Origin of the sequence: Pseudomonas sp. K5002, assembly GCF_013386655.1 — a bacterium.
GTDB lineage: Bacteria > Pseudomonadota > Gammaproteobacteria > Pseudomonadales > Pseudomonadaceae > Aquipseudomonas.
Map to the genome: position 1 here is coordinate 1 of NZ_JACARK010000017.1, position 10,302 is coordinate 10,302.

The 10,302-nt window shown below is 59.8% G+C and carries 9 protein-coding genes, 1 tRNA gene and 1 pseudogene; 7 read left to right on the top strand and 4 right to left on the bottom strand.

Annotated features, from left to right (window positions below; all coding sequences use genetic code 11):
* Together HX846_RS00835 and HX846_RS00840 are read right to left on the bottom strand one after the other, a co-directional pair.
* A partial coding sequence (locus HX846_RS00835; RefSeq protein WP_178964805.1) for an FxsA family protein occupies positions 1 to 175 on the bottom strand: 175 nt, incomplete at its 3' end.
* A gap of 66 nt (positions 176 to 241) precedes the next feature.
* Positions 242 to 973 (bottom strand): HugZ family protein, encoded by a 732-nt coding sequence (locus tag HX846_RS00840; RefSeq protein WP_003208603.1) that lies wholly within the window; start codon positions 971 to 973, stop codon positions 242 to 244.
* 74 nt (positions 974 to 1,047) lie between these two features.
* Here HX846_RS00840 and HX846_RS00845 point away from each other — a divergent pair, with 74 nt between their 5' ends.
* Positions 1,048 to 1,806, top strand: a complete 759-nt coding sequence (locus HX846_RS00845) for an SDR family oxidoreductase (RefSeq protein ID WP_003208604.1) — start codon at positions 1,048 to 1,050, stop codon at positions 1,804 to 1,806.
* Between the two features lie 15 nt (positions 1,807 to 1,821).
* Here the strand turns inward: HX846_RS00845 and HX846_RS00850 are convergent, their stop codons facing one another.
* Positions 1,822 to 2,829: a DUF481 domain-containing protein gene (locus tag HX846_RS00850; protein ID WP_003208606.1), complete on the bottom strand. Its 1,008-nt coding sequence runs from the start codon at positions 2,827 to 2,829 to the stop codon at positions 1,822 to 1,824.
* 202 nt (positions 2,830 to 3,031) lie between these two features.
* On the opposite strand from HX846_RS00850, the gene HX846_RS00855 reads away from it, so the two are divergent.
* The 4 genes from HX846_RS00855 to HX846_RS00870 all read left to right on the top strand — a co-directional run bounded on the left by HX846_RS00855 (position 3,032) and on the right by HX846_RS00870 (position 7,800).
* Positions 3,032 to 3,346 (top strand): MGMT family protein, encoded by a 315-nt coding sequence (locus HX846_RS00855; RefSeq protein ID WP_218166212.1) that lies wholly within the window; start codon positions 3,032 to 3,034, stop codon positions 3,344 to 3,346.
* Positions 3,347 to 3,389: 43 nt separating this feature from the next.
* A complete protein-coding gene (locus HX846_RS00860; RefSeq protein ID WP_008433581.1) occupies positions 3,390 to 4,931 on the top strand; it encodes an AmpG family muropeptide MFS transporter in 1,542 nt (513 codons plus the stop codon).
* Positions 4,932 to 5,110: 179 nt separating this feature from the next.
* The gene (locus HX846_RS00865; protein WP_178964806.1) at positions 5,111 to 6,826 is read left to right on the top strand and encodes a proline--tRNA ligase; all 1,716 of its coding nucleotides are present in this window, start codon (positions 5,111 to 5,113) and stop codon (positions 6,824 to 6,826) included.
* 20 nt (positions 6,827 to 6,846) lie between these two features.
* Positions 6,847 to 7,800 carry a hypothetical protein gene (locus HX846_RS00870; protein ID WP_003208616.1) on the top strand — a complete coding sequence of 318 codons (954 nt, stop codon included), beginning with the start codon at positions 6,847 to 6,849 and terminating at the stop codon, positions 7,798 to 7,800.
* Positions 7,801 to 7,915: 115 nt separating this feature from the next.
* Here the strand turns inward: HX846_RS00870 and dinB are convergent, their stop codons facing one another.
* Complete coding sequence (gene dinB, locus HX846_RS00875) at positions 7,916 to 8,974, bottom strand: DNA polymerase IV (protein WP_003208617.1); 1,059 nt, start codon at positions 8,972 to 8,974, stop codon at positions 7,916 to 7,918.
* 291 nt (positions 8,975 to 9,265) lie between these two features.
* On the opposite strand from dinB, the gene HX846_RS00880 reads away from it, so the two are divergent.
* A tRNA-Met gene (locus tag HX846_RS00880) sits at positions 9,266 to 9,342 on the top strand.
* 480 nt (positions 9,343 to 9,822) lie between these two features.
* Positions 9,823 to 10,302: pseudogene (locus HX846_RS00885) on the top strand (hypothetical protein); the annotation flags it as partial.

Sequence of the window (10,302 nt, forward strand, 5' to 3'; positions counted from 1 at the left end):
CACGGGCGCGCAGCGCCGTGGCCAGGCCGGCGACGCGCAGCACCAGTACGCCGAGCATCGAGCCGAGAATGATCAGCAGCAGCGCCGGGAAAAACCCGATTGCCCCGCTGACTTGTACGAATACGAACAGCTCAAGCACCGGAAACAACAAAAAAAGCAACAAAAAAGGGCGCATCAAATGGTTCCTCAACGCAAGAATGCCTTGCTACTTCACCTTAGATGACGTCGCCGTTTCGTGAATTCAAGCTTCAGCGGCTGCTTTTTTCGGCCAGACCTCGGCGTGAGCCAGGAAAACCAAGGCTTCGCGTACTTGTGTCGGCGTGTTGCAAGGCTCGGCAAAGGGCAGCCAGTAGAGGGCCTGGCCAATGCGCAAGTGCATGCCTTCGCTGTCGATACCGGCCAGTTGCGCAGGCTCGGAGGTCGGCAGGCCGGCCAGTTCGACATAGTGGGCAATCGCCTTGGTGTGGTCGCTGTTCATGTGCTCGACCATGCTCAGCTCGGCCTTGCCGGCAAACGGATTGGCCAGGGTCAGTTGGTCGACCCAGTGGATCGCGCCGAACCCGCCGATATAACGATGGCGCACCGGCTTGAGCACCCAGAAGTCAAAATCATGGGCCTTGTGGTAGTTCGCCGAGTCCGGGAAATAGCGGTAATAACGCTCGGCGGCGGCTTCAATCGCAGCGCCGTCTTCGAGCTTTTCGGCCTCGGCGAGGTAGGTCAGACGCCCTACCGCTTGCACGTCGTCGGCCTCACGCTCACCGACCAGCAACGAGCACTTTGGGTCTTTCTGCAGGTTATGGGTGTGCTGGGCGATACGGCTGATCAGGATCAGCGGCCGACCCTCGGCGTCCAGGCAATACGGCACCACCGAGCCAAACGGGAAACCGGGCATGGCCTTGGACAAGGTGGCGAGTGCCCCACGGTATTCCTTGAGCAGTAGTTCTCGGGCATTCTTGGCAACGTGCGCGCTCAACTTATGACTCCTTCGATAAATTTCGTCAAAAAAAAACCTGGATAGCCGCTTAATTCTGCCCACAGGACTTGCGAATGCATCTCAACGACAAAGTAATCATTATCACCGGCGGTTGCCAGGGTTTGGGCCGCTCCATGGCCGAGTATTTTGCCGCCAAAGGTGCCAACCTGGCGCTGGTGGACCTCAATCAGGAAAAACTCGACCAGGCGGTGGCCGCCTGCCAGGCCCATGGGGTGAAGGCACGCGCCTATCTGTGCAACGTGGCGAATGAAGAGCAGGTGACCCACACCGTGGCACAGATCGCCGAAGACTTCGGTGCGATCAACGGCTTGATCAACAACGCCGGGATCTTGCGTGATGGCTTGCTGCTCAAGGTCAAGGACGGCGAGATGACCAAGATGAGCCTGGCCCAGTGGCAGGCGGTGATCGATGTCAACCTTACCGGGGTGTTCCTGTGCACGCGTGAGGTGGCGGCGAAAATGGTGGAGCTGAAGAACCAGGGCACCATTATCAATATCTCGTCGATCTCGCGGGCCGGCAATGTCGGGCAGACCAACTACTCCGCCGCCAAGGCCGGTGTAGCGGCCGCCACTGTGACCTGGGCCAAGGAGCTGGCGCGCTACGGCATCCGCGTGGCGGGCATCGCACCGGGGTTTATCGAGACCGAGATGACCCTGGGCATGAAGCCCGAGGCCTTGGAGAAGATGACCGCCGGCATTCCCCTCAAGCGCATGGGGCGGCCAGAGGAGATTGCCCATTCAGCGGCGTATATCTTCGAGAACGACTACTACACCGGGCGGATTCTGGAAATGGACGGCGGGTTACGCCTTTAATTACCAGGCGGCTCGTTACCAGGCGACGCCGAACCCTGCGGTGTAGCGGGTCTTGCTCAACGCGCTTTCCGAGTCGCCACTAATAATGTCGCGCTCGGCCTTGAGGTTGAGGGAGGCCCACTCGGTGACTTTGTAGCGCAAGCCCATTTCCGCATCCAGGGAGTACTCGGACGGCCCGGCCAGCGGCTTGCCCACTTCGCCATTGGTGAAGAATTCAACGGTCTTGCCCACCAGGTAGCGGTTGTAGTTCCACTTCATGGCCAGCGAATAGAAGTTGTCCTTGCCGCCGTCCTGGTATTCATAGTCGGTGCGGTTGACCAGCGAACCGAGGGAGAACGCGCCCAGTTCGTCATCCCAGAATTGGTAGCCCGGGCCGGTACCCACGGTGCGCTGGCGGGACAGGTCCTCGACCTTGTCGCGCTTGTAGGTCAAGCGGCCCTGCCAGAACCAGTGTTCGGTAATAAACCGGTCCAGGTCGTACTCCAGCGCCCAGTTGTCGGTGGTGGTCACGTCGTCCTGGAATTCGCGGTTGTACTCGCCCTCGGCGGTATGGCGCCACTGGCCATGGCGGGCAGTGGTCTTGAAGTCGATGTCGTAGTCGTTGGTGTCTTTTTCCGCGCGCTTGTAGTCCAGCGCCATATCGACATTGCCCTTCCACACCAGGTCCTCGATCACCGGCTTGGGCTTGATGATCTGCTGGATGCTCGCCAGCTCGACGGTCTTGGGCGCCTCGCCGTTGGCCAGGATGACCTTGCCATCGTCGGCCGGCTGCAGGGACTTGGCCTTCTCACCGCTGTAGGCATCCTGCTTGACCAGCAATTCCTGATCGCTCTCCAGGGTCTTGACCTGCTTCCAGTCCACCGGGATCGCGCCGGCATAGTCGGTCTGGATCAGCAGCTTGCCACCGTCGAAAACCTTGATCTTGCCGGTCAGGCGGTCACCGTTCTTCAACCAGACGGTGTCGGCGAGCAACGGGGTGGAGGCGCTGAAGACAGCGAGGCACAGCAGGGTTCTGGACAACATAAGCGGATATGGGGCTCGAGTTTGACGAAAAAACGGGCATTATCGGGGTGGATAACTTCTTAGCAAGGACTGACTCGGGTATTCGTATCGAGTTCCGCTCTCAGCCCCCCATTTTGCAGAAATTTCTTACAAATAGACGGATATTTTCATCGGATATGCCACCGTGAACGAACTGACCGACGCTCCGCAAAGCCCCGCTGAAATGCGCCGCACCGTGCTGTACCTGACCCTCGCCCAAGTGCCCGAAGGCTGCGTGATCAGCTACGGGGAGCTGGCACACCTCGCCGGTTTGGGTCGCGCCGCACGTTGGGTGGGTCGCACCCTGAGCCAACTGCCCGAGGACACCAAACTGCCCTGGCATCGCGTGCTGGGTGCCGGTGGTCGGATAAGTCTGCCGGTGGGCAGTGCCTCGGGTGACGAGCAACGTGCGCGTTTGCGCGGCGAAGGCGTCAGCATCCTGAACAATCGTGTTGATATTCAGCGTCATGGCTGGCGCCCGGTAGAGCACAGCGGTTAGAGTGCGCGCTTTATTTGCGTAATTCTGAGGCAGACTCCAGCCCATGCCCCGTAAAACCTGGCGCGCCGCGCTCGCTGCCTATGCCAGCCCCTCGACGTTAGTGCTGTTGCTGCTCGGCTTTGCTGCCGGCTTGCCTTACATGTTGGTGTTCTCGACGCTCTCGGTATGGTTGCGCGAGGCCGGCGTGGCCCGCGAAACCATCGGTTATGCGAGCCTGATCGGCCTGGCCTATGCCTTCAAGTGGGTCTGGTCGCCCCTGCTCGACCAATGGCGCCTGCCACTGCTCGGCAAGCTCGGACGTCGTCGCTCCTGGCTGGTACTGTCCCAGACGTTGGTGATCCTCGGATTGATCGGCATGGGTTTCTGTGATCCGCAAAAGCATCTGTCCTGGCTGATCGCCATCGCCGTGATCGTGGCCTTCGCTTCCGCCACACAAGACATCGCCGTAGACGCCTACCGCCTGGAAATCGCCAGCGACAGCCAGCAGGCCGCGCTTGCCGCCAGCTATATGTCCGGTTATCGCGTGGCCGCGCTGCTTGCCACCGCAGGTGCGCTGTTTTTTGCCGAAGGCTTCGGTTCCACCGGGTTCAACTACAAGCATTCGGCATGGGCCGGTACGTACGTGCTGTTTGGTGCACTGATGGTGCCTGCGCTGCTGACCACGCTGTTCATGCGCGAACCCAATGTGCCGCTGCGTACCCAATTGCAGGCCGGGCGCTACAGCTTTGCTCACCAGCTGGTCTCGGTGTTCGTGTTGATCGTGCTGCTGGTCTCGGTACCGGCGATGTTCACCCAGTTGTACAACACTGATTTCGCCAGCGTGCTGTTCCATGGGGTCAGCCTGCTGGACCTGCTGCTGGAAGATCGCGCGTTCCTGCGGGCCATCCTCTACATCATCCTGACCACGCTGTGCCTGTCGACCATGGGCCGCCGGGGCCTGGCGCCGGTGCTCACGCCGGTCAACGACTTTATCCTGCGCTACCGCTGGCAGGCCTTCCTGCTGTTGGGGCTGATTGCCACCTACCGCATGTCGGACACGGTAATGGGCGTAATGGCCAACGTGTTCTATATCGACCAGGGCTTTACCAAGGACCAGATCGCCGGTGTCAGCAAAGTCTTCGGCCTGATCATGACCCTGCTGGGCGCCGGCATGGGTGGCCTGTTGATCGTGCGCTTCGGGATTCTGCCGATCCTGTTCATCGGCGGCATTGCATCGGCCGGCACCAACCTGCTGTTCGTGATGCTCGCCGACATGGGCCCGGACCTGCAGATGCTGATTTTCACCATTTCCCTGGATAACTTCAGTTCAGGCATGGCGACCTCGGCGTTTGTCGCGTACCTGTCGAGCCTGACCAACCTGAAGTTCTCCGCCACCCAATACGCCCTGCTCAGTTCGATCATGTTGCTGCTGCCGCGCTTGATCGGCGGGTATTCGGGGGTGATGGTCGAGAAGTTCGGTTACCACAACTTCTTCATGATCACCTGCCTGCTGGGTGTGCCGACGCTGGTGCTGATCGCCTTGCACTGGTTTCAGGAAAGCCGGCGGATTCGCTTGAATCCTCCCGAGGAAAACGAATCACTGTAGGAGCTGGCTTGCCTGCGATTGCATCACCGCGGTGTAACTGACACACCGTGTTGCCTGCATCGCAGGCATGCCAGCTCCCACAGAAGCCCTGCTCCAGCAACCAGATGCCTGTACGTCGGCAGCAAGCGCCCGTACAATCCCAAGTCATTTCAAGTCCAAGCAACCGACAACGGCCTACCATGCGCACCAGTCAATATTTGCTCGCCACACAGAAAGAAACGCCTTCCGACGCGGTCGTGATCAGCCATCAGCTGATGCTGCGCGCCGGCATGATCCGCAAACTGGCCTCGGGCCTGTACACCTGGCTGCCCATGGGCTTGAAGGTGATGCGCAAGGTCGAAGCCATCGTTCGTGAAGAAATGAACGCTGCCGGCTCTCTGGAAGTGTTGATGCCGAGCACCCAACCGGCTGAGCTGTGGCAGGAATCCGGGCGCTGGGAAGAGTACGGCCCTGAATTGCTGCGCTTCAAGGATCGTCATGGCCGGGACTTCTGCGCCGGCCCGACCCACGAAGAAGTGATCACCGACCTGATGCGCAACGAGTTGAGCAGCTACAAGCAGCTGCCCCTCAACCTGTATCAGATCCAGACCAAGTTCCGTGACGAAATCCGCCCACGCTTCGGGTTGATGCGCGGCCGCGAATTCATCATGAAGGACGCCTATTCGTTCCACGCTGACCAGGCGTCCCTGCAGGTCACCTACGACCGCATGCACACCGCCTACTGCAACGTGTTCACGCGCCTGGGCCTGAAATTCCGCCCGGTTGAAGCGGACAACGGCTCCATCGGCGGTGCCGGCTCCCACGAGTTCCACGTGCTGGCCGAGTCCGGTGAAGACGACATCGTGTTCAGCAACGGTTCCGACTACGCGGCGAACATCGAGAAAGCCGAAGCCGTGCCACGGGAAATTTCCCGCCCTGCGCCAAGCGAAGAGCTGCGCCTGGTGGACACACCCGAGACCAAGACCATCGCGGCCCTGGTGGAGAAATTCAATCTGCCGATTGAAAAGACCATCAAGACCCTGATCGTGCGCGCCGAGGAAGAAGGCAAGCTGATCGCCCTGGTGATCCGCGGCGACCACGAGCTTAACGAAATCAAAGCCGCCCAGCAGCCAGGCGTTGCCAGCCCGCTGGTCATGGCCACCGACGCCGAGCTGCGCGACGCCATTGGTGCCGGTGCCGGCTCCCTGGGCCCGCTGAACCTGCCATTGCCGATCATCATCGACCGTTCGGTTGAGCTGATGAGCGACTTCGGCATCGGTGCCAACATCGATGACAAGCACTACTTTGGCGTGAACTGGGAACGTGACCTGCCGGTTCCGACCGTGGCCGACCTGCGCAACGTGGTGGCCGGCGACCCAAGCCCGGACGGCAAGGGCACCCTGGAAATCAAGCGCGGCATCGAAGTCGGGCACATCTTCCAGCTGGGCAACAAGTACAGCAAGGCGATGAAGTGCGAAGTGCTGGGCGAGAACGGCAAGCCGATCACCCTGGAAATGGGCTGCTACGGCATTGGCGTATCCCGCGTGGTTGCGGCTGCCATCGAGCAGAACAACGACGAGAAAGGCATCATCTGGAGCGACGCCCTGGCGCCATTCCAGGTTGCCCTGGTACCGCTGCGCTACGAAACCGAGCAAGTACGCGAAGCCACCGACAAACTGTATGCCGAACTCACGGCTGCCGGTTTTGAAGTGCTGCTGGATGATCGGGACAAGAAAACCAGCCCGGGCATCAAGTTCGCCGACATGGAACTGATTGGCATCCCGCACCGGATCGTGGTCAGTGACCGCGGCCTGGCCGATGGCAATCTGGAATACAAGAGCCGGACCGAAGCCGAGGCCCAACCGTTGCCGGTGGCTGACGTGCTGTCTTTCCTTCAGGCGCGTATTCGTCGCTGAAAACCAGATCAAGAGTCGTCATGTTCAAGCGAAACACCATAGCCCTGGGGGGCGCCACGTTATGTGGCGCCCTGCTGGTCAGCGGCTGCGCCAACCAAATGTCGCAACGCAGCGAGCACGAGGAACGCATCGAGCGCAAATTGCTCGATCACAGCCTGCAGATCGACGTGGGCGAGCCGAAGGTGCTGGAGCTGCCGCAACGCCGGGTGCGCATTCACGAGCAAAAGACCTTTGAGGTCACCGAGTTCGAAGTTACCCGTCGCTACGACCGCTACACGCCCTACCAGCCCTGGCGCAAACTCTATGAGATGCCCCTGGGCGCGGTCGCGCTGGTGGCGGGCGTCGGCGCCAACGTGGCGAATGTGTTTGCCCTGGGCAACCTGCCTGCCAGCATGACCCGGGATTGGCTCAGCTATGGCGTGGACGGGCTCAACCCGTTCATGAACGTGCAATCCAACGGCCGTGCGCAACAGAACCTGGCGGGTATCGATGAAGTCCAGCGCGACAAGCGCGTGGAGTATTCGAGCCTGCCCTGGAGCGAGCGCCCGGTACAGGTGACTGCCGGCAAGCAAACCCATGAGCTGACCACCGACCGCGATGGCGTGCTGCGCCTGAACCTGTTGGACAGCCCGTTTGCCGAGCAGGACCTGAACCGCATCAGCACCCTGAAGATCAGTGTTGAAGATGCCCAGGATGACGTGCACTCGGACTCATCCCTGGCCATCAGCGGCACCCTGCGGGGCAAATTGCTCGAAGCTCACGGTTTGATCTATGACGACCTGGAAGACGACGAGGTCAACGAGTGGGTGCACCGGGTCAAGCGCCTGTCGGAGCTGGGCCTGGAAGAAGAAGCCAGCGAGCTGGAACAGAGCCTGATCGAACTGACCCGCAATGATCCGGAGTTGCAGCAGGAATTCCTGCAGGCCTTGACCAAGGATGCCGGACGCCTAGTGGCGGATCCCGGAGCACGCTGAAGCCTTTAAATGTGGGAGCGGGCTTGCTCGCGAATGTGGCGTGTCAGTTGACGCATGTGCTGGCTGACACGCCGCATTCGCGAGCAAGCCCGCTCCCACATTTGGCTTTCGGTTTCTACCAGGGAAATTGGAGCTGCTCGTTGCCGTTGCTCAAATCCAGCAAACGCACGCCTATTCCCAGCAATCGCACCGGCTTGTCGCCGCGATTGAACGCCTGGGTCAGCAACTGCCGGTAGCTCTCCAGGTCCCGCCCCGCCCCCGCCTGCTCCAGGGTCGTCTGGGTAAAGTCGTGAAACTTCACTTTGACGAACGGCTTGCCCGCCCGATAACTGCTGTCGATGCGCGCCATGCGCCCGGCCAGGGTGTCCATCAGCTCCGGCAGTTTTTCCAGGCAACTGGGCAAGTCCGGCAGGTCGACATCGTAGGTATTTTCCACGCTGATGGATTGCCGGCGGCTGTCGTTCTGCACCACCCGGTCATCAATCCCACGCGCCAGGCTCCAAAGCCGCTCGCCAAAACTGCCAAACTCTCGCACCAGCGCCAGCTTGTTCCACTCCCGCAGTTGCAGGCAGTCCTCGATCCCCAGCCGCGCCAGCTTGTCGGCCGTCACCTTGCCCACGCCGTGGAGCTTTTTCACCGGCAGCGCAGAGACAAAGTCTTCCACCTGGTCGGGGGTGATCACAAACAGTCCGTTGGGCTTTTTCCAGTCGCTGGCGATCTTGGCGAGAAACTTGTTCGGCGCCACGCCCGCGGAAACGGTGATGTGCAACTGGTTGGAGACCCGCCGGCGAATGTCCTGGGCAATGCGCGTGGCACTGCCGCCGAAATGCGGGCTGTCGGAGACGTCCAGGTAGGCTTCGTCCAGGGACAACGGTTCGATCAGGTCGGTGTAGTCGCGAAAGATCGTCTGGATTTCCTTTGATGCTTCTTTATAAGCATCCATGCGCGGCTTGACGATGGTCAGGTCCGGGCACAGCTTCAGGGCATGGCGGGACGACATGGCCGAACGCACACCATAGGCCCGTGCTTCATAGTTGCAGGTGGCGATCACCCCGCGACGGTCTGCCGAGCCACCGACAGCCAGGGGCTTTTGCGCCAGGGTCGGGTCGTCGCGCATCTCGATGGCGGCGTAGAAGCAATCACAGTCGACGTGGATGATTTTGCGCTGCGTCATATATAAGGCAGTGGTTCTGGGCAGAAAACGGACAGGCCGGCAGTATCTCACTCACACCTGTATATAGCACCAGTAGTTTGAATCTTCCGCTTAAGCGGTAGGAAAATTCGTAGGTGAATTCATTTTCTCAATCGAAACACACCCCCCAATAGAGCTGAAAGCCTCGGCCAGACTGGCCCCGCGGCCTATCAAGGGGCCACCTTGGAGAGCTAACCGATTGAACCACAAGCGCTTTTCTTTGAATCAGCGGTTGACACACTCGCGTTCCTCTGTAGAATGCCGACACACAGACGCGGGATGGAGCAGTCTGGTAGCTCGTCGGGCTCATAACCCGAAGGTCGTCGGTTCAAATCCGGCTCCCGCAACCAAACATCAAAAAAGGCTACTCGAAAGAGTGGCCTTTTTTGTGCCTGTCTGTTTTAGCCCTCGCGTCGATTGTCTGACAAAAAACCTTTCCCAATCGCGCACTTACCGCACCCGCGTGACAATCCGACGCTAAATTGCACTTATTTGACCCATCGTTCGATTAACGGTTGACACCCCGCCGTTGCTCTGTAGAATGCCGCCACACAGACGCGGGATGGAGNNGAAAGAGTGGCCTTTTTTGTATCTGACGAAAAAGTCCTTTTGAAACAATGGCATGGCATCTTTCATGAAACCGTACACGGTTTGTAGAGTCCATCTCATTGCAAGCTATGCTAAGTCTTCAAGCACTGTCCTTCTACGACCAATGGGCGCTGTCGCCGCACTTCGCGATACGCGTTAATATTTGTAATTATTTTGTCCATAGGGATTGGTAACTTGGCTGGATACCTCCATCCTGTCGCGCACAATCCACGAGGTGATTGATGCGCGCCAACTCGTCTGAACCACAAGACTCTGTCACAGCGACACAACCGATCACTCCCACCCGTTTGCGCTGGCTGGATCTGTTGAGCAAATACCGCCAACCCATCGGGCTGGCCGTCACCTTGTTGCTGTTCGCAATCGCCCTTATCGCCTGTCGCCACCTGCTGCTTGAACTGGATCTGTACGCGCTCCACGATTCGATCCTTGAAGTACCCAAGCCCGCACTGCTGGGTGCGTTCGGTGCCGCGGTCGCCGGCTTTATCATTTTGTTGGGCTATGAATTTTCCGGTGCCCGTTATGCCGGCGTGAAGCTGCCTGCCAAGACCCTGGCCTACGGCGGCTTTACCGCATTCGCCATCGGTAACGCGATTGGTCTGTCGATGCTCTCGGGCGGCTCGGTACGCTACCGTTTATATGCACGGTATGGCATCGGCGCTTCGGAAGTGGCGCGCATGACCGTGTTTGCCAGCCTGGCCCTG

Excerpts from the sequence above, each read along its gene's own strand:
- HX846_RS00845 (WP_003208604.1), top strand. The coding sequence starts at position 1,048 with ATGCATCTCAACGACAAAGTAATCATTATCACCGGCGGTTGCCAGGGT.
- HX846_RS00850 (WP_003208606.1), bottom strand. The coding sequence starts at position 2,829 with ATGTTGTCCAGAACCCTGCTGTGCCTCGCTGTCTTCAGCGCCTCCACC.
- HX846_RS00855 (WP_218166212.1), top strand. The coding sequence starts at position 3,032 with ATGCGCCGCACCGTGCTGTACCTGACCCTCGCCCAAGTGCCCGAAGGC.
- HX846_RS00860 (WP_008433581.1), top strand. The coding sequence starts at position 3,390 with ATGCCCCGTAAAACCTGGCGCGCCGCGCTCGCTGCCTATGCCAGCCCC.
- HX846_RS00865 (WP_178964806.1), top strand. The coding sequence starts at position 5,111 with ATGCGCACCAGTCAATATTTGCTCGCCACACAGAAAGAAACGCCTTCC.
- HX846_RS00870 (WP_003208616.1), top strand. The coding sequence starts at position 6,847 with ATGTTCAAGCGAAACACCATAGCCCTGGGGGGCGCCACGTTATGTGGC.
- dinB (WP_003208617.1), bottom strand. The coding sequence starts at position 8,974 with ATGACGCAGCGCAAAATCATCCACGTCGACTGTGATTGCTTCTACGCC.